Origin of the sequence: Lachnospira hominis (ex Liu et al. 2021) (assembly GCF_014287955.1) — a bacterium.
GTDB lineage: Bacteria > Bacillota > Clostridia > Lachnospirales > Lachnospiraceae > Lachnospira > Lachnospira hominis.
Map to the genome: position 1 here is coordinate 61,834 of NZ_JACOPD010000008.1, position 17,589 is coordinate 79,422.

A 17,589-nucleotide genomic window follows, 5' to 3' on the forward strand; every position below is an offset into this window, starting at 1 on the left:
GAGGAAACAGAATGGATATGGAAGCAGGAAAAACACTTACCAATGAGGAGGTTATAAGGGAACTTCTCAAATTACTAAAAAAGAATACCATGAAAGAGCAGGCAAATGATGTATTTGAAATATGCAGTTATGTGGATGGTCTGGAGAAAAAGATTGATTCCATGATGGAAGAACTCACCAACATGCAGAACCAGATCAAAGAAATGCAGGAAGATACACTTGTCAATAATGCAAAAAAGGCATTGTCAGAAGCACAGGAGCGACTTAATACCAGATGTGAGCAGATAAAGTCACAGGTATTAGAAGTGAAAGAACAGGTCAAATCTACAGCAAAGAGCATAGTTGATGAAGCAAAGGCAAAGGGAAGAACTGCATTATACAGGGTGTCGGAGTTCTTAGCAATTAAGAAAAGGCTTCTTGATATCCGAGAGAATGTAAGAGGTGCAATCAAGACCACGGATAAGGATATAGCAAAGACAGCGCTTCTTACAAAAGGATTTCGTGAAGCTGGTCAGACAGCAGCTAATGCATTCCGTACTTTTGCTGACAAGCCAGAGGTGGATTATTCACAGAAAGAGCAGAAACATCCCATTACAAAGGCGGTGCTTGCACCTATGAAAGCAGTGAGAAAGTTGTTTGTATCAATGGAGCTGCATTTGGATGCATCTATAGATAAGCTGGATAATCTGGCTATGAATGTGCAGCTTGATAAGGAAAAGTATATGGAGAATGTGAAAACAAAGGAACAGGAACAGACAGAGCCGGAGAGGGCAGAAGCTGAGCGAGTGGAAGCAGAGGTTGTATATTCACCGATGGTTGCTGAACCACAGGAGTATCAGTATAATGCAGATGCATTTGATGCTAGAGGTGTGGATGAGGTGAAGCAGGAAGCGGCACATAAGGAAGTATCAAAGGTAAGAGAAGATAAAGCCAGATAGTTTTGAGGACGTGGGAGAGATTCTGCGTCCTTTTTTAGTGCGGATCAATTTGATAGATGTTATAATGTGAAAAGATAAATGCGAAACATGCGCTATACTAGCAAAAGTTATTAATTATATAAAGGTGGGAGAAATTTGGCAAAAAGTAAAAAGACAAAAACACATAAAAAGATAGATGGTCAGCTTTTACAGATGAACAAGAAGTTTAGTAATCTCAAGATGAAACAGAAGGATAAGATTACAGGCTGGGTGTATGAAGAATATAAAAAATATGTAGCAGAACATGAAAAAGCCCCGGATTCATTAGCTGATGAACAGATTGTTGAAGCTGTACTTGATAAGATAAATGAGGCACAAATCTGGATACCAGATGGAGAGATATACGATTATTATCGAAGAAAGAAACCACAACTTCAGAAGAGGCTTGATAGTGAAAAGTTGATTGAGTTTAAATCATATGTCAGCTTTTATAAGAGCATTGTTGATCAGGACAGGGCATCCGTTGTTATATGCAATCTCAAACATGAGATTATCTACATGAATCCGGCAGCTGTTACCAGCTATGCGAAGCGAGGAGGCGACAAACTTATCGGAAGAAGCCTGTTAGACTGCCATAATCCGGAATCAAGAGATAGAATACAGCAGGTAGTGGACTGGTTTGCAGCAGATGAAAGACATAATATCGTTTATACTTTTCATAATGAGAAACAGAATAAAGATGTTTACATGGTGGCACTCAGAGATGAGGGTAATCTGATAGGATATTATGAGAAACATGAATATCGAAATTCAGAAACCATGAAACCATACGATTTGTGGTGATGATATGACTAAGGATGAATGGTACAAGCAGTTATTTGAGAGACTGGATAATTCCAAGTTCAGAAGCAGTTTCCATCTGAAGCAGAAAGATATTGATTACATAAATGAAAAAGGTCTTGATACAATAAGACAACATGCAAAGGATTTTATTGCAAAGAGAGAAGCTCCGGCATATATAGCAAATGATGGCAAACAGACACCAATGCGTGGACATCCAGTATTTATTGCTCAGCACGCTACAGCAACATGCTGCAGGGAGCGCATCCGAAAGTGGCATAAAATGCAGCCTGGCAAGGAACTAAGTCAGGTGCAGCAGGATTATCTTGTAGATGTAATTATGACATGGATTCAAAAAGAAATGGAGAGGCAGGAACATAAAATATGAGTTTGAAAAATGTATTGATTATTGTTGATAACATTGACGAATCAATTGATTTTTATGAAGAACTGTTTGGACTGCGTGTGATTACAAGGCAGGAAGGTAATGTGATAATGTCAGAGGGGCTTGTATTGCAGGATGTAGATGTATGGTATGATAGTACAAAAATACATACAACTCCACATAACAATATGACAGAACTTTATTTTGAAGATAATGATATAGAAGGTATTATTGAAAAACTGGAGTCTGGCAAGTATGTTGTAAGTTATGTTACGGATTTAATGGAACTTGAATGTGGACAGAAGCTTGTAAGATTTTATGATCCATCAGGAAATCTTATAGAAGTACGAACACCAGTTAGCCACAACTGAAGAAAGCGGATTTGAGAAAAAATGCAGATATTTGTAGATGCGGATGCGTGTCCGGCAGTGGACATTGTTGAGACAATAGCAGAGAAATACAATATTTCCATCACATTGCTGTGTGATACGAATCATATTTTGTATTCTGATTACAGTGAGGTGATTGTGGTAGGCGCAGGAGCAGATGCAGTAGATTATAAACTAATTAGCATATGTCATAAAGGGGATGTAGTAGTATCGCAGGATTATGGTGTCGCTGCAATGGCACTTGGGAAAGGTGCATATGTTATTCACCAATCAGGCAAGTGGTACACGAATGAGAACATAGATCAGATGCTTATGGAGCGACATCTTAACAAGAAGGCAAGACGCAGCTCTCATAAGAATCATATGAAAGGACCGAGAAAGCATACGGAAGAAGATGATGTACGCTTTGCACAGTCCTTTGAAAAACTTATACTGATGGCAAAGTCAAAAGAAGGTGCTCAAAGTGGGACTATTTAGGAAAAAGACAGTTACAAAGACATATGATAAGGAAAATAAGAAACCGGTAATTAAGGCCAGCATATGTAATGGTGAACAAGTTGCAGGTTTTAAGGATATTCATACAGGTAAAATAGAAGAGGTTATGCTGATTAAGAACCAGGCAGACCTTGATGCATTCAAGAAAATGTATGGAATAGATGGAGAGATAGAAAAGGAATACTGATATGAATATACAGATATTTGGAACAAAGAAATGCAATGATACTAAGAAGGCGGAGCGTTTTTTCAAGGAGCGGGGCATAAAGTATCAGTTCATTGATATGAAAGAAAAAGGTATGAGCAAAGGAGAATTTAATTCAGTAGCTCAGGCAAATGGTGGATTAGAAAATATGGTTAACTGGGATGGTAAGGACAAAGATTTACTTGCTCTTATTAAGTATATCGCAGATGAAGATAAGCTTGAAAAAGTGCTTGAGAATCCACAAGTAATTAAAACACCAGTAGTAAGAAACGGAAAGCAATCAACATTTGGTTATCAGCCGGATATCTGGAAAGGATGGAACTAAATGTACTTAATTAAGACTTTAATGGGAGATATAACAAAAGTAACAGATGTGCAGGCAATTGTGAATGCAGCAAATAACTCTCTTCTTGGCGGAGGCGGTGTAGATGGTGCAATTCATAGAGCAGCAGGACCGGAGCTTCTGGCGGAGTGCAGGACACTACACGGATGTGAGACTGGAGAAGCAAAGATAACAAAAGGATATAATCTGTCATGTGATTATGTGATACATACTGTAGGACCGATGTAGGACGGATTTTGCGGACATTCAAAATAAAAAAGAATGTGGAGGTAACAGACAATGGCAAAATCATTATTTGAGGAACTGGGCGGCAAATACGAAAGGCAAGGGGATTATTTGATACCGTGCTTAACTGTACCCGCCGAAGAAGAACAGGCAATAGGCATCTGGGGGCAACGGCATTTAGATTATCTAAAACAGTACCGTAAAGTTACATACACCAATCTTCTTACAAGCGGCAGGCTAAACGGCTACCTTGCCGACATCAACAGACAGGCACAGGAACGCTTTGAAAGGCTCATAGAGGGTATGAAACAGGCACAGGGCATAACGGAACAGCTAAAGGCAGAAAACGCCTTAGAATGGACAGGATGCCTCAATAACATAAGGGCTTGTGCGAGGGAGATTGTGGAAAAGGAAATTATTTTTGCATAAACAGATGATTAGTGGCAGGGGGAAATCCTGCCGCTTTTTCTGCTTTAGTTTGTCAGCTTGACAAATAAAGGGTTAAGGAATATAATTAGATTCAGTATTATACAAGGAGTTAATAAATATGCGGCAAGGTATTCTTAAATAAACTGTCAATTTGATAGTGGGAACAAAAAGTAGCAGTCCCGTTTCACTTTTAATATGGGGCTTAGTTTTTTGTACCCAGTTTAAGAATACTTTTATCATGTAATTTTATATGCCCGAAAACATATAAGTGTTTTGGGGCTATTGGAGTTATTTACCCAGTGATAGGAGTATTTATCACTGGGTATTTTTATGCCCTTTTTTGGGTGTTGATAGGAGGAAAATCACATGAAAATAATTAACTTAGGCATTCTGGCTCACGTTGACGCAGGAAAGACAACATTAACGGAAAGTTTATTGTATACCAGTGGTGCAATTGCAGAACTAGGGAGCGTAGATGAAGGCACAACAAGGACAGATACAATGAATTTGGAGCGTCAAAGGGGAATCACTATCCAGACAGCAGTGACATCTTTTCAGTGGGAGGATGTAAAAGTCAACATTATAGATACGCCAGGCCATATGGATTTTTTGGCGGAAGTATACCGTTCTTTATCCGTATTAGACGGAGCAGTATTATTAGTTTCTGCAAAGGATGGCATACAGGCACAGACCCGTATACTGTTTCATGCACTACAGATAATGAAGATTCCGACAATTTTTTTCATCAATAAAATTGACCAAGAGGGGATTGATTTGCCAATGGTATATCGGGAAATGAAAGCAAAGCTTTCTTCGGAAATTATAGTGAAGCAAAAGGTTGGGCAGCATCCCCATATAAATGTAACGGACAATGACGATATGGAACAGTGGGATGCGGTAATTATGGGAAACGATGAACTATTAGAGAAATATATGTCAGGGAAACCGTTTAAAATGTCAGAACTGGAACAGGAAGAAAACAGGAGATTCCAAAACGGAACGTTATTTCCCGTTTATCACGGAAGCGCTAAAAACAATCTGGGGATTCGGCAGCTTATAGAAGTGATTGCCAGTAAATTTTATTCATCAACGCCTGAAGGTCAATCTGAATTATGCGGGCAGGTTTTTAAGATTGAATATTCAGAGAAAAGGCGGCGTTTTGTTTATGTGCGTATATATAGCGGAACATTGCATTTGAGGGATGTTATTAGAATATCTGAAAAAGAGAAAATAAAAATCACAGAGATGTGTGTTCCGACAAACGGTGAATTATATCCATCCGATACAGCCTGCTCTGGTGATATTGTAATTTTACCAAATGATGTTTTGCAGCTAAACAGTATTTTGGGGAACGAAATGCTGTTGCCGCAGAGAAAATTTATTGAAAATCCTCTCCCTATGCTCCAAACAACGATTGCAGTAAAGAAACCTGAACAGCGGGAAATATTGCTTGGGGCACTTACAGAAATTTCAGATGGCGACCCTCTTTTAAAATATTATGTGGATACTACAACGCATGAGATTATACTTTCTTTTTTGGGGAATGTGCAGATGGAAGTCATTTGTGCCATCCTTGAGGAAAAATATCATGTGGAGGCAGAAATAAAAGAGCCTACTGTTATATATATGGAAAGACCGCTTAGAAAAGCAGAATATACCATCCACATAGAAGTCCCGCCAAATCCTTTCTGGGCTTCTGTCGGGTTGTCCATAGAGCCGCTCCCTATTGGAAGCGGAGTGCAGTATGAAAGCAGAGTTTCACTTGGATATTTAAATCAATCGTTCCAAAATGCGGTTATGGAGGGGGTTCTTTATGGCTGCGAGCAGGGGCTGTATGGATGGAAAGTGACAGACTGTAAAATCTGTTTTGAATATGGATTGTATTATAGTCCTGTAAGTACCCCCGCAGACTTTCGGCTGCTTTCCCCTATCGTATTGGAGCAGGCTTTAAAAAAAGCAGGGACAGAACTATTAGAGCCATATCTCCACTTTGAAATTTATGCACCGCAGGAATATCTCTCACGGGCGTATCATGATGCTCCAAGGTATTGTGCAGATATTGTAAGTACTCAGATAAAGAATGACGAGGTCATTCTGAAAGGAGAAATCCCTGCTAGATGTATTCAAGAATACAGGAACGATTTAACTTATTTCACAAATGGGCAGGGAGTCTGCTTGACAGAGTTAAAAGGATACCAGCCAGCTATTGGTAAATTTATTTGCCAACCCCGCCGCCCGAATAGCCGTATAGATAAGGTTCGGCATATGTTCCACAAGTTAGCTTAACAGCTTGCAAAAGTCATATAAAATGAGATTTGAAAGGAGAATGTAACTTCATGTTTGCTAAAAATTCAAAGGCATATTCTGTCTACCTGCTGTTCCGATTTGTCTGTTCCCTGGCGGTTTCTATGTCCACAGTGCTTTCCATCGTGTACCACCTGGAGGTGGTGCAGCTGGATGCTTTCCAGCTTGTCCTGGTAGGGACGGTTCTGGAGACCTCCTGCTTTCTGTTCGAGATACCCACCGGTGTGGTGGCGGATTTGTATAGCCGTCGGCGCTCGGTGCTGATTGGAATGTTCCTCTACGGCCTGGGCTTTCTGATGGAGGGTGCGCTACCGTGGTTCGCGCCGGTTCTGCTGGCCCAGGTTGTCTGGGGTTGCGGTGATACCTTCATCACCGGCGCTCTGGAGGCGTGGATTGCCTCGGAGGAAGAGGACAAACCCATAGACAAGGTGTTCCTGCGGGGCAGTCAAATGGGGCAAATCGGCGGCGTTCTGGGCGTGGTGCTGGGCACACTGCTGGGAAACATAAACCTGCAAATGCCTGTCATCTTGGGGGGCAGTTTGTGCTTGTTGTTGGGGCTGGTGATGGTTCGCATCATGCCAGAAACCAACTTCTCCCCTGCTATTGAGGAACGGCAGGGCTTGCTTAAAGACTTTGTCTGCCTGTTCAAGCTCAACCTGGGCTTTGTGAAAGGCGCACCTGTGTTGCTGGCGCTCTTAGCAATCACACTATGCGGGGGACTTGCCAGTGAAGGCTTTGACCGGCTCTCCACCGCTCATTTTCTGGATGACACGGTAATACCCGTTATCGGGCCGCTGAACAGCGTCACTTGGTTCGGTGTTATCAGTCTTATCGGCAACGGCTTAGGTATTCTGGCTTCTCAGTTGCTCATCGCCCGCATGGAGAAAAAAGGGACTGTCAGCCGAACCAGTGTGGTCATGTCCACCAGTGCCGGGTATATCCTGTGCCTGGTTCTCTTCGCGGTGGGGCGGAGCTTTTGGTTCATGTTGTTGGTGTTCCTGCTGGCGGGGCTTATGCGCACCATCAAGGAGCCTGTGCTGGCCGCCTGGATGAACGACCATGTGGATGAGAAAATGCGCGCCACAGTCTTTTCCACCAGCGGACAGCTGGACTCTTTCGGGCAGATCATCGGCGGGCCTATTGTGGGGCTGGTAGCCCAGCAGGTGTCCATACCCTGGGGGCTGGTCTGTACCGCTTTCCTGCTGTTGCCCGCGCTGTTCTTAGTGCCGGTGGCGGGAAAGAAGCGGGATTGATATGGCATAGTTAAGTTTACTGACGAGCGGGAGATTACTTCCGCTCGTCTTCATTTAGTAGCGCAAAATTTGAGGACTCTTTATTTCCTTATTCGGTATAGCGGAGGCGGCTGTCAATTCGACATAATTTTCTTGTGATACTTTACCGTACATGAGCATTTGTTTCGTATTTGAAAGAACAAACTCACCAAATAAAAAAAACGATATTCGGGTGGGTTATTTTGTTATACCCTAAATTACCCTCTGAATTTGTTTTTAAATTTGGAGGGATTTTTTTATGTCCTTTTTTCGGGCAGTTATCTATCTGCTCATACGAAGCAAAATTTATCAATACATAGCATATCAGAGAACGGCAGGAAACCAGTTAAAAAAATTTCTGCCAGTGCAACGGTACTTCTCACCTTGAAAGTAGAAGTACAATCTCCATACAATAGAATTACTATTTCCTATAACCGTAAAGGTCACAGAGCCTTTGCGGTTTTTCTTTTGTCGATTTTTGTTGGAAAGTGCCGTAGGGCTGTTTCTGATATGCGGTGTCGTTCTCCGCCTCTCCATCTGGATTTTTTACATTTCAAAAATTCAGATGGGAGGTATTTATGGTGAAATATGCACCAAGAAAGGTATATATCAGAGAAAGTGGCGGCTATGTGGAATTATCCTACACGGAGTTCTGCCGTTGCAGGGAATCCGACCAGACCTATATGGACAAGCTGTTTATCCCCATTCAAGGCTGTCTGCTTGAAGTCGTGAGGGAGCAATACACAGACTTCTACCGTGACAAGGAACGGTGGCGTTATCTGCAAAAATTAGATACAAAGAATAGACTGCTATCTCTCGACGGATTTACGGACAGCGAGGGGAATCCTCTGGACTTTATCACTGATGAAGCGGTGGACATTGCAGAAACCGTTGTCAATGCGGTCATGGTGGACAGGCTGAAAGCCGCCCTGCCTTTGCTGTCGGATAGTGAACAGGAGCTGATACAGGCAATCTTTTTTGACGGACTTTCCGAGCGTGAAGTCGGGGCGAGGTTGGGCATAACCCAGAGCGTTGTAAACAAACGCAAAGCCAGAATCCTAATAAAACTAAGAAAGATAATAGAAAATTAAAATTTAAGGCGTTCAGCCCCCTTGTTTTTTCCTTTGGGAAGATGAGGGGGCTTTTCTCTGCCCTCTCAATCAATTCTGATTGGAGGAAGTAAGAATGGCATACAACCACGGACGGGAGGACAGGAAATGGCGTATCTGGAAAGAAGCGGAGGAAAAGCTGCTGCGTGAGTGCGGCGTTGATGAAGCGACCATTGAGCAGATACGCATGGCGGACAGGGCAGACTTCAATTCCAACAGGCGGTTTTACCGATGGACGAATGACGTTGCGGAATATCTTGAGGACATGGCAGGCAGGGAGCGGCAGGCGGAAGTGGGTACGGTTGCGGAGTTACTGGAAGAGATTGAGAGCGAAAATCTCTATCAAGTATTAGTCACGGTGGACGGGCGTACCTTGAAAATCGTCCTGCTGAAAATGCAGGGGTATTCCACAAAGGAGATTGCCCCGCTTGTGCATTTGACGACTGGTGCCATCTATGCGAGGTTAGACCATCTGCGGAAGAAGCTGCGGAAAATTTTATAGCTTCTAAAACAGCCTGCCATCCTGCGGGCTACTGGGTGAGGGATGGAAATCCCCTCACTCATTTTTTGCAGGAGGACAACAGGATGGCATACAGGGTTAAGGCATACACGCTTCGGGAGGAATCCACGGAAAGCGGCACAAGGTATTTTATCAGCTTTAAGGACGGGCAGGGCAAATCCCACGAGTTGGAAGTGTCGGAACAGTTCTTTATGGAGTTTCGGCAGATGGAGCGCAGGAACAGGAATCTTTTCTAATGGGACGAGCGGCACAGGGAGTTTAACGAGGTATGGGACGAAACCCTTTACAGACGGGCGTTGCGTGTGCCTAAGAGCCTTGATGAACGCATGGTTGAGGAAGAACGGAATGAAACGCTCTATAAGGCGGTTGGGAGCCTTCCAGAGATACAAAGGCGGCGTTTCCTGCTCTACTACGAGTATGAGTTCAATTTTTACCAAATCGCCGCTATGGAGCATTGCACCGCTTCGGCAATACAGAAATCTGTTGCGATTGCAAAGGAGAAAGTAAAGGCGGAAATTGAAGAAATATCTCCAACCGTGACCGACACCGCCCGAAAAAGAAATCTGTTTTTTATTTGTGTGGGATTGGCGGCATTACATACTCTCACTTTTTTCCGTGGGAGTAAATCTATTTTTAAGGAGGTCAACGCCTATGTGCAACGAAAACAAAGACACCGCCCGAAAGGAGGAAAGCCATGCAGAAGTTACAGACAGTCAACGCCGAAACGCTCCTTTATGAACCGCTTGAGAAACCATCCTTTGTGGTGGACAGCCTTATCCCGACAGGCTTATCGCTGTTCTGCGGCTCACAGAAGATAGGCAAAAGCTGGCTCATGCTGAAGCTATGCTTATGCGTGTCGCAGGGAATCCCTTTATGGGATATGCCGACAATGGAGGGCGATGTGCTTTACCTCTGCCTTGAGGACACGTTCTGCCGCATACAGGACAGGTTATTTCGTTTGACGGACGAAGCAAGCGGGCGGCTCCACTTTGCCGTGGCAAGCTGCAAGCTGTCAGACGGTCTTATCGTGCAGCTTGAAGATTATCTGAAAGATTACCCAGACAGCAGGCTCATTGTCATTGATACCTTGCAGAAAGTCCGTACAGCTTCAAAAGACAATGCCTATGCAAGCGACTATGGGGACATCTCCCTCATCAAAGACTTTGCCGACAGGCACTCTCTGGCGGTCATTGTCGTACACCACATCCGAAAGCAGAATGACAGCGACGTGTTCAACAAGGTGTCTGGGACGACAGGATTAACGGGGAGTGCGGACGCTACCTTTGTTCTGGAAAAGGAGAAACGTGCGTCTGACACCGCCAAGCTGTATGTGACGGGCAGGGACACGCCTTATCAGGAATACACGCTGCGTTTCCGTGATTGCCGTTGGGAGCTTGTGGAGCGGAAAACGCAGGAGCAGCTTGCGAAAGAAACGATACCAGATGTCCTTTTTCGGTTGGTGGATTTTATGAGGGATAAGGAAGAATGGATAGGCACGGCAACGGAACTGTTAGCCGCTATGGGGGAAACGGAAACCATACCCACGGTGATTACGAAATGGCTGAATGAATACCGCACCACATTTTTAAGCGAGAACCGTATCTGCTACCAGTACAGCCGCAGGAAAGACGGCAGGCGGATTGCCCTTGCAAGGAGGGCGGGTGACAGCGGTGATGGTGGTGACAGCGATATTAGGATACCCCCCTGTTACTGTCATTGACGCTTAAAGCCATGTAAAGCTGGCGGCTCTGCCCTGCGGGTGACAGCAGTGACGGTGGTGACAGTGATTTTAGGATACCCTGCCGCTGTCATCCCTACGGGAGAACACCCCGTAAACGCAAAATGCAGGCGTGAGATTTACTCGCCCTTTTCGGTCGTGTAAAATCACCCCTGCGGTCAGAAAAATCATTCCGATTTTTCCGACTGCGTTTACAGGGTGTAACACACTACACTTTGCCCTGCAAAGTCGTGTGCCAGACGTTCCCTCTGGACTCCCTTAAGGCAGGGCTGTGCCCTGCTATCCTACGCCTTACGGCTTCGGATAAAAGAATGGCGGCATGACGGTGACGGCTCTTGCGAGGGGGGTATCCCAAAAACACCGTCATCATCGACATGACCGTCATGCAGGGGGTGAGGGTGACAGTTGCGGCAGTCGGCAGGGGGTATCCCAAAACTGCTGTCACCACCGTCACCGCTGTCACCCCAAAGGACGGTCACCCGCCGAAAGAAAGGAGGAATCCGCCTATGCCTTATGCAATCCTGCGTTTCCAGAAACGAAAAGCGGGCGGCGTTGCGGCTTGTGAACGCCACAACGAGCGGAAGAAAGAAGCCTACAAAAGCAACCCAGATATAGATATGGAACGCTCTAAAAACAATTACCATCTCATAGCACCACCAAAGTACACCTACAAGAAAGAGATTAACCGCATGGTAGCCGAAGCGGGGTGCAGGACAAGGAAAGACAGCGTGATGATGGTGGAAACGCTCATCACAGCTTCACCAGAATTTATGAACCAGTTACCGCCCGAAGAACAAAAAGCGTATTTCCAGACGGCTCTTGACTTCATTTCGGAGCGTGTTGGAAAGCAGAATATCCTCTCCGCTGTCGTCCATATGGACGAGAGAACGCCCCATATGCACCTCTGCTTTGTGCCGATTACGCCAGACAATAAGCTGTCAGCGAAAGCTATCTTAGGCAACCAGAAATCATTATCCGAGTGGCAGACCGCCTACCATGAGCGGATGTCCTCACGGTGGAATCAGCTTGAACGGGGGCAGTCCTCAATGGAAACCAAGCGGAAACACGTCCCCACATGGCTCTATAAATTAGGCGGCAGGCTTGATAAACAGTATGAAGAAATCGTGTCTGCCCTATCCGACATCAACGCCTTTAACGCAGGGAAGAAAAGGGATAAAGCGTTAGATTTACTCTCTGCATGGCTGCCAGACGTGGAGAAATTCTCTAAGGAAATCGGGAAACAGCAGGCGTATATCGACAGTTTGAAAGAGAGAATTGGGCAGGAATCAGACTATGCGGGGCGTATGCGTGATGAAAAGTACGAGCAGGAACTAAAGGTGCAGAAAGCGAATCAGAAGATATTTGAATTGCAGAGAACCAACGAGCAGATGGGGCGGCTGCTGTCAAAAATACCGCCCGAAGTGTTGGAAGAATTGCAGAAAAATCATAGAAGCAGAGCGAAAGAAAGGTAGATATGTGAATGAAGAAACAGGATTTTAAGGTGTTAAAGACCAAAGACTTGTACCCGTTCCCCGACAATCCGTTTCATGTGGCAGAAGATGAAACACTGTCAGAGTTAGCGGAAAGCATCAAGGAATTTGGCATTGTCACGCCGATAATCACACGCCCGAAAGAGGACGGGGACGGTTATGAAGTGATTGCAGGACAGCGGCGTGTCCGTGCTTCTGAACTTGCAGGGATAAATACCGTGCCTGCGTTTGTCCTGCCCTTAGACCGTGACCGAGCCATCATCACCCTTGTAGACAGCAATTTGCAGCGTGAGAATATCCTGCCATCGGAGCGGGCGTTTGCTTACAAGATGAAATCCGAAGCCATGAAGCGGCAGGGTTTCCGCACAGACTTAACCTCGTCACAAGTTGTGACGAAGTTGCGGACGGACGACAAGGTGGCACAGGGCTTCGGCGTGGGCAGGATGACCGTGCAGCGTTTTATCCGCCTGACGGAACTGATACCGCCGATTTTGCAGATGGTGGACGAGGGGAAAATCGCCCTCACGCCTGCGGTGGAACTGTCCTTCTTGAAGAAAGACGAGCAGGAAAACCTCTTTGCCACGATGGAGAGCGAAGAAGCAACGCCCTCACTCTCACAGGCACAGCGGATGAAACAGTTAAGCCAGAGCGGGCGGCTTGACATGGATACGATATTTGCGATTATGACGGAGGAAAAGGGCAACCAGAAAGAAACCTTGAAAATCAACACAAGCAAGCTGAAAAAATACTTTCCGAAGAACACAACGCCGAAGCAGATGGAGGAAACCATCATCAAACTTTTGGAGCGTGAGTTGCAGAGGAAACGCAACCGTGACAGCCGCTAATCTTCTTTTTTCGGGAAGTAAATACAGAGAGTTGAGGTATGGAGAATGAGAGAAATCCAGTATGAAATCGTAAAGGAAATCGCAGTATTGTCTACGGGCGACAGTGGCTACACAAAGGAAATCAATCTCATTTCATGGAATGGGAAAGAGCCGAAGTATGACATCCGCAGCTTTTCCCCGAACCGTGAAAAGTGCGGCAAGGGAATCACGCTGAACGCTGATGAAGCGGCGGCACTCCTTAAAGCATTACAGAAAGAATTAAACAGCGAGGATTAATGGTATCTGATTGGCAGGGCGGGGACATTTCCAAACTCTTCCCTGCCCTGTCTGGAAAGGAAGATTTAAGTATGGGCGAGGATAAGAAAGCAGATAAAAAGAGAAAGCGTATCGTGCCAAAAGCACCAGTGCAGATGATAATCAGCCGTGAATATGTCGGCACACAGACCGTTACAGAAGCGTTTGTCCCGATTATCTCCGAGGATATTCGGAAGAAGATTGCCGAGGGCGACACCTTCGACAATGAGGGGCTGTCCGCTTAGAATGTACGCAATGGGACATGAAAACAGATAGGACAGATACGGAGGTTTTACAGTATGGCAGGAATCAAAGAAGAAAAGAAAATCTATTTAGTCGGCATTTATTGCCGCTTATCTAAAGACGATGGTACGGATAACGAGAGTGCGAGCATTGCGACACAGAAATCCATCCTCACGGATTATGTGAAAAAGCAGGGATGGCACATAGCAAAAACGTATGTGGACGATGGTTATTCTGGTACAAATTTTGCTGGGGTTAGATAGCGATACTTTTTACATCTACCATGTTGCGGCGGTCATGGTTGACAACTTGCGTCGGCTCCTGCTCGGTATCAACCTGTCCGACAAAGCTATAATGGATTTCGATTTTCCGGGTGTTGGTTTCCCGGTCTAATTCATGTATCAAAATACGGTCGATAAACTCATGGACGTTTTCATAGGTCAATTCCTGTATGTCGCTGTATTTCCCGACAATCTGAATAAACCTTGATATATCCCTTTTTCGCTCGGTAACGGTTGCGATCTGCTGTTGTAACTCGTCTATCCTTGCGGCAAGGGATTTCTTTTCGTCCTCATAGCCGGAAGTTAGAAACACAAACCGTTCATCTGTCAGTCTGCCTAATGCGTTGTCCTCATACAGCTTGCGGAAAAGCGTGTCAAGTTCGGTCATACGCGCCTGTGCTTTGAAAAGTTCCTTTTGCTGCTGCGCTAATGCCTTTCTCGCTTCCATGTCGCCGTACTCGGTAGCTTTACAGATAAAGTCCTGTTCGTGTTCCTTAACATACCGCAAAACCCGCCGCATATCTTCCAGCACTAAATCAAGAAGTACGTTTTTGCGGATATAATGAGAGGTACACTCGCTGCCTGTCCTTGCCCTGTTGCGCCATGCGCCGCAAGAATAGGAAAACTTGCGCGGCTCGATATTTACGCCCTGTTGGTAATACATCTTATGTCTGCAACCAGCGCAAAACAGCAAGCCGGAAAAAATATCAATCTCCGCTGCTTTTGTCGGGCGGTGGCGGGTAGCAATCCGCTTTTGCGCAAGTTCAAAGGTTTCCTCGTCAACAAGCGGCTCATGGGTGTTTGGGAAGAAATAGCGTTGTTCTTCTTCGTTCTTCCGGGTCTTTTTCGACTTGTAGGATACCTTGTGAGTTTTCGCGGTTATGGTATGCCCTAAATATTCCTGCCTTGCTAATATGTCATAGAGCGTTTTGTCCGGCCAAGTATAGGGGGCGATCATTGCCCGCTGATACCGCGCCTGTCCTGTACGCTGATAGCGCAACGCTCCAATCGTCAAGACTTTGTTTTCCGCAAGCCATTTTTGGATTTCGCACATACGCACGCCGCTAACAAACATAGCGAAAACCTGTTTGACAATCGGCGCGGTTTCCGGGTCGGGTATAAGGTGGTGGCGGTTGTTCGGGTCTGGGATATAGCCGTATGGATATTCCCCGTTGACGCGCTCGCCTTTTTGCGCCTGTGCCTGTTTAACTGCGCGGATTTTCTTGCTTGTGTCGCGGGCGTAAAACTCGTTAAACCAGTTCCGCAAGGGGGTAAACTCGTTATCCTCCCGCGCTGTGTCAACTCCGTCGTTGATCGCGATATAGCGTACTCCGTTTTCGGGAAATACAATCTCTATGAGTTCGCCCGTTTTCAGATAGTTTCTGCCAAGACGGGAAAGGTCTTTGGTAATGACCGTCGCCACTCGTCCGGCTTCCACTTCCTGCAACATCGCTTGCAGCCCCTCGCGCTCAAAACTCACGCCGGAAAATCCGTCGTCCACAAAAAACTTTGTGTTCAAAAAATGGTGTTCGTCCGCATAGCGTTGAAGTATCATTTTTTGGTGCTGTATGCTTCCGCTTTCTCCGGCTTGCATATCCTCTTGACTTAAACGGCAGTAAAGGGCGGTGATTTTATTCGACTGTAACATTAGTCCTCCTTTCCGACAGCCGAATAAACAGGTATAATGTGTTGCTATCATTATACCATATCCCGCCGCCTAATGCACTACTCGGACGCTAAAAATCCCGGATTTCCGGGCTTTTTCTGCAAATCCTTTACAATGAGTTTCTCAATCTTTTTATGGATTGTATCGGTTGCCTTTTCACTCGGCAACGCTTGAACAAGATAGGTGATTTTCCCTATTTTGCGTTCGGTTGTAATTGTCTGTTTTTTATCCATTAGAAAAACCTCCTTTTCCTGTATGGATAAACTATATTCGTCAAAAGGCAAAAACGGGCGGTTGTTAGCTGCAACCTCACGGGAGTTTCACCCCGGCCCATGCTTATGGGTGCGCCGCGCAATACTTTGAGGGTGTTCAACGCGGGAGTATCATTGTGCCGCCTTGTATGTCGTCGCCCACAAGCTGCTAAACCTGTTTTACGGCGCGGTAGTTCTCGCTCGGCTTTTCCCCTATGGGGAAAAGCTGTCATGGCGTACCCGCCGACTGGCTCGGTACAGACGGAATGTACCCGTTTGCCTGTTATGCTGCGCACCAAAGGCCGCTTTCTTTGTCAAAGAACAATAGGCTTTGTCGGCCTGCAAAAGCACATCAACAGCGGATATGCTTTTGCGGAACGACAAATAGCCCATAACGGGAAGCGTGGAAAGGGGACACGCTCCCCGCATGGGCTAAAAGATTATCCTACATGAAAAGCAAGGGTGCGGGTAATAAGGCGCACTTGCAGCCTGTTACGCATTTCCTCGTCCACATAGGAATAGGTATTGCCCGCGTCGTCTTTCAGCGTGCGGGTACAAAGTTTCGCTATGTAACCCTCGTAGTGCTTCAAGATCGCGCACATGGCGGTTGTGTCGCCGTTTGCCGCTGCGGAAATGACAGGGAACGGCAACAGATTTTCAGACTTCCTAACGGTATTCATCATCTGCTTTTCCCTCCAAATACTGTTTGATTTTCGCAAGCGCGGATTTCCTGTGCCGGAAAACCGTCGTGCGTACAACATTCAGCAGTTCGCCAATTTCCGCGTCGCTCATATCCAAGAAGTAGGACAAAAGGATAATGTCGTGTTTCCTTTCGGGCAAAGCGTTAAGGGCTTCGGCAAGCAGTTCATTTTTGACGAGTACATCAAAGCCGGACACTTGAAAACGGAAATAATCGCTTTCGTATTCGTCCGTTGTGAAAAGCTGCGCGAGTTCGCTTTCGCTCAAATCCGAAAAAGTAACTTCGCGTGCTGCGCGTTTCGCAAGAGTGCGGCGGTGGCTTTTCGCTTCGCCGACCAAAGTTTTCTTTGCTAATGCGTCGTACTGATGTTGTATTCTTTCCTTGTCGGAAGAAGATAGCTCCATAGAGTTCACCTCCTTCCCGCGTGGAGTAGAGGACGGGAGTTAAGGGCTTGTCCTCTCTGCCCCTTTCGCTCCGTACCCGTTCGGGAGATGGCTCTTGAGTGCGCTTTTCAGAAAAAAGTTGAAAAAAGCAAAATGCGCCCGTCCGCAAGACGCGGACGGGCGCAAAGGAAATGTAAGCAGTAGCTAAATGTATTGACAGTTCACATTCATAGCCGGAATATCCCGCTTGCGGAGCATAGCTTTTT

21 protein-coding genes and 3 pseudogenes are annotated in these 17,589 nt (G+C 45.6%); 20 read left to right on the top strand and 4 right to left on the bottom strand.

The features are described from left to right. Window positions 1-11 precede the first annotated feature (11 nt). From H8S01_RS11150 to H8S01_RS11245, 20 genes and pseudogenes are all read left to right on the top strand, one after another. Window positions 12-938 (top strand): DUF6674 family protein, encoded by a 927-nt coding sequence (locus H8S01_RS11150; protein WP_117918767.1) that lies wholly within the window; start codon window positions 12-14, stop codon window positions 936-938. Window positions 939-1,073: 135 nt separating this feature from the next. Beyond that, complete coding sequence (locus H8S01_RS11155; RefSeq protein WP_117918765.1) at window positions 1,074-1,760, top strand: PAS domain-containing protein; 687 nt, start codon at window positions 1,074-1,076, stop codon at window positions 1,758-1,760. 4 nt (window positions 1,761-1,764) lie between these two features. Continuing rightward, entirely contained in the window at window positions 1,765-2,145 is a 381-nt protein-coding gene (locus H8S01_RS11160; protein WP_117918763.1) for a DUF4186 domain-containing protein, read from the top strand. Continuing rightward, the gene (locus tag H8S01_RS11165) at window positions 2,142-2,513 is read left to right on the top strand and encodes a VOC family protein (RefSeq protein ID WP_117918761.1); all 372 of its coding nucleotides are present in this window, start codon (window positions 2,142-2,144) and stop codon (window positions 2,511-2,513) included. The genes H8S01_RS11160 and H8S01_RS11165 overlap by 4 nt, the downstream gene beginning before the upstream one ends. Before the next feature lie 21 nt (window positions 2,514-2,534). After that, on the top strand, window positions 2,535-3,008 hold the full coding sequence (locus H8S01_RS11170) for a YaiI/YqxD family protein (protein WP_117918759.1): 474 nt from the start codon (window positions 2,535-2,537) through the stop codon (window positions 3,006-3,008). Continuing rightward, complete coding sequence (locus H8S01_RS11175; protein ID WP_117918756.1) at window positions 2,995-3,213, top strand: aspartate dehydrogenase; 219 nt, start codon at window positions 2,995-2,997, stop codon at window positions 3,211-3,213. The genes H8S01_RS11170 and H8S01_RS11175 overlap by 14 nt, the downstream gene beginning before the upstream one ends. Window position 3,214: 1 nt before the next feature. Next, window positions 3,215-3,556: an arsenate reductase family protein gene (locus H8S01_RS11180; protein WP_117918755.1), complete on the top strand. Its 342-nt coding sequence runs from the start codon at window positions 3,215-3,217 to the stop codon at window positions 3,554-3,556. After that, window positions 3,557-3,799: pseudogene (locus H8S01_RS11185) on the top strand (macro domain-containing protein); the annotation flags it as partial. Between the two features lie 54 nt (window positions 3,800-3,853). Further along, window positions 3,854-4,228, top strand: coding sequence for a TnpV protein (locus H8S01_RS11190; protein ID WP_186837240.1), 375 nt, complete (start codon window positions 3,854-3,856; stop codon window positions 4,226-4,228). A gap of 366 nt (window positions 4,229-4,594) precedes the next feature. After that, window positions 4,595-6,514, top strand: coding sequence for a tetracycline resistance ribosomal protection protein Tet(O) (tet(O), locus tag H8S01_RS11195; protein ID WP_117686175.1), 1,920 nt, complete (start codon window positions 4,595-4,597; stop codon window positions 6,512-6,514). Window positions 6,515-6,564: 50 nt separating this feature from the next. Further along, complete coding sequence (gene tet(40) / locus H8S01_RS11200; protein ID WP_024407615.1) at window positions 6,565-7,785, top strand: tetracycline efflux MFS transporter Tet(40); 1,221 nt, start codon at window positions 6,565-6,567, stop codon at window positions 7,783-7,785. 596 nt (window positions 7,786-8,381) lie between these two features. Continuing rightward, on the top strand, window positions 8,382-8,894 hold the full coding sequence (locus tag H8S01_RS11205; RefSeq protein ID WP_000241709.1) for a sigma-70 family RNA polymerase sigma factor: 513 nt from the start codon (window positions 8,382-8,384) through the stop codon (window positions 8,892-8,894). Between the two features lie 94 nt (window positions 8,895-8,988). After that, window positions 8,989-9,414 carry a sigma-70 family RNA polymerase sigma factor gene (locus H8S01_RS11210; protein ID WP_000323895.1) on the top strand — a complete coding sequence of 142 codons (426 nt, stop codon included), beginning with the start codon at window positions 8,989-8,991 and terminating at the stop codon, window positions 9,412-9,414. Between the two features lie 83 nt (window positions 9,415-9,497). Then, window positions 9,498-9,972, top strand: a pseudogene (locus tag H8S01_RS11215) (RNA polymerase sigma factor). Between the two features lie 154 nt (window positions 9,973-10,126). Further along, the gene (locus tag H8S01_RS11220; RefSeq protein WP_001170964.1) at window positions 10,127-11,152 is read left to right on the top strand and encodes an AAA family ATPase; all 1,026 of its coding nucleotides are present in this window, start codon (window positions 10,127-10,129) and stop codon (window positions 11,150-11,152) included. Window positions 11,153-11,676: 524 nt separating this feature from the next. Beyond that, window positions 11,677-12,642 (top strand): MobV family relaxase, encoded by a 966-nt coding sequence (gene mobV / locus H8S01_RS11225; RefSeq protein WP_001820668.1) that lies wholly within the window; start codon window positions 11,677-11,679, stop codon window positions 12,640-12,642. 8 nt (window positions 12,643-12,650) lie between these two features. Beyond that, window positions 12,651-13,505, top strand: coding sequence for a ParB/RepB/Spo0J family partition protein (locus H8S01_RS11230; protein WP_000743700.1), 855 nt, complete (start codon window positions 12,651-12,653; stop codon window positions 13,503-13,505). A gap of 45 nt (window positions 13,506-13,550) precedes the next feature. Next, window positions 13,551-13,781 (top strand): YdbC family protein, encoded by a 231-nt coding sequence (locus H8S01_RS11235; RefSeq protein ID WP_001206986.1) that lies wholly within the window; start codon window positions 13,551-13,553, stop codon window positions 13,779-13,781. Between the two features lie 71 nt (window positions 13,782-13,852). Next, window positions 13,853-14,044 (top strand): hypothetical protein, encoded by a 192-nt coding sequence (locus tag H8S01_RS11240; protein ID WP_001820669.1) that lies wholly within the window; start codon window positions 13,853-13,855, stop codon window positions 14,042-14,044. Window positions 14,045-14,098: 54 nt separating this feature from the next. Beyond that, window positions 14,099-14,290: pseudogene (locus H8S01_RS11245) on the top strand (recombinase family protein); the annotation flags it as partial. A 7-nt stretch (window positions 14,291-14,297) separates the two neighbouring features. Here H8S01_RS11245 and H8S01_RS11250 read toward each other — a convergent pair. The 4 genes from H8S01_RS11250 to H8S01_RS11265 all read right to left on the bottom strand — a co-directional run bounded on the left by H8S01_RS11250 (window position 14,298) and on the right by H8S01_RS11265 (window position 17,344). Further along, on the bottom strand, window positions 14,298-15,971 hold the full coding sequence (locus H8S01_RS11250) for a recombinase family protein (protein WP_002604471.1): 1,674 nt from the start codon (window positions 15,969-15,971) through the stop codon (window positions 14,298-14,300). Window positions 15,972-16,048: 77 nt separating this feature from the next. After that, window positions 16,049-16,222: a transposon-encoded TnpW family protein gene (locus H8S01_RS11255; protein WP_002604472.1), complete on the bottom strand. Its 174-nt coding sequence runs from the start codon at window positions 16,220-16,222 to the stop codon at window positions 16,049-16,051. Between the two features lie 458 nt (window positions 16,223-16,680). Beyond that, window positions 16,681-16,923, bottom strand: a complete 243-nt coding sequence (locus H8S01_RS11260; protein WP_002604473.1) for a helix-turn-helix domain-containing protein — start codon at window positions 16,921-16,923, stop codon at window positions 16,681-16,683. Further along, the gene (locus H8S01_RS11265; protein ID WP_118341339.1) at window positions 16,907-17,344 is read right to left on the bottom strand and encodes a sigma-70 family RNA polymerase sigma factor; all 438 of its coding nucleotides are present in this window, start codon (window positions 17,342-17,344) and stop codon (window positions 16,907-16,909) included. Before H8S01_RS11265 ends, H8S01_RS11260 begins: the two co-directional genes overlap by 17 nt. Window positions 17,345-17,589: the final 245 nt, after the last annotated feature.

What these genes read in the sequence shown, in the direction of transcription:
- H8S01_RS11150 (WP_117918767.1), top strand. Translation starts at nt 12, where the DNA reads ATGGATATGGAAGCAGGAAAAACACTTACCAATGAGGAGGTTATAAGG.
- H8S01_RS11160 (WP_117918763.1), top strand. Translation starts at nt 1,765, where the DNA reads ATGACTAAGGATGAATGGTACAAGCAGTTATTTGAGAGACTGGATAAT.
- H8S01_RS11165 (WP_117918761.1), top strand. Translation starts at nt 2,142, where the DNA reads ATGAGTTTGAAAAATGTATTGATTATTGTTGATAACATTGACGAATCA.
- H8S01_RS11170 (WP_117918759.1), top strand. Translation starts at nt 2,535, where the DNA reads ATGCAGATATTTGTAGATGCGGATGCGTGTCCGGCAGTGGACATTGTT.
- H8S01_RS11180 (WP_117918755.1), top strand. Translation starts at nt 3,215, where the DNA reads ATGAATATACAGATATTTGGAACAAAGAAATGCAATGATACTAAGAAG.
- H8S01_RS11190 (WP_186837240.1), top strand. Translation starts at nt 3,854, where the DNA reads ATGGCAAAATCATTATTTGAGGAACTGGGCGGCAAATACGAAAGGCAA.
- H8S01_RS11205 (WP_000241709.1), top strand. Translation starts at nt 8,382, where the DNA reads ATGGTGAAATATGCACCAAGAAAGGTATATATCAGAGAAAGTGGCGGC.
- H8S01_RS11210 (WP_000323895.1), top strand. Translation starts at nt 8,989, where the DNA reads ATGGCATACAACCACGGACGGGAGGACAGGAAATGGCGTATCTGGAAA.
- H8S01_RS11220 (WP_001170964.1), top strand. Translation starts at nt 10,127, where the DNA reads ATGCAGAAGTTACAGACAGTCAACGCCGAAACGCTCCTTTATGAACCG.
- mobV (WP_001820668.1), top strand. Translation starts at nt 11,677, where the DNA reads ATGCCTTATGCAATCCTGCGTTTCCAGAAACGAAAAGCGGGCGGCGTT.
- H8S01_RS11230 (WP_000743700.1), top strand. Translation starts at nt 12,651, where the DNA reads ATGAAGAAACAGGATTTTAAGGTGTTAAAGACCAAAGACTTGTACCCG.
- H8S01_RS11235 (WP_001206986.1), top strand. Translation starts at nt 13,551, where the DNA reads ATGAGAGAAATCCAGTATGAAATCGTAAAGGAAATCGCAGTATTGTCT.
- H8S01_RS11240 (WP_001820669.1), top strand. Translation starts at nt 13,853, where the DNA reads ATGGGCGAGGATAAGAAAGCAGATAAAAAGAGAAAGCGTATCGTGCCA.
- H8S01_RS11250 (WP_002604471.1), bottom strand. Translation starts at nt 15,971, where the DNA reads ATGTTACAGTCGAATAAAATCACCGCCCTTTACTGCCGTTTAAGTCAA.
- H8S01_RS11255 (WP_002604472.1), bottom strand. Translation starts at nt 16,222, where the DNA reads ATGGATAAAAAACAGACAATTACAACCGAACGCAAAATAGGGAAAATC.
- H8S01_RS11260 (WP_002604473.1), bottom strand. Translation starts at nt 16,923, where the DNA reads ATGATGAATACCGTTAGGAAGTCTGAAAATCTGTTGCCGTTCCCTGTC.
- H8S01_RS11265 (WP_118341339.1), bottom strand. Translation starts at nt 17,344, where the DNA reads ATGGAGCTATCTTCTTCCGACAAGGAAAGAATACAACATCAGTACGAC.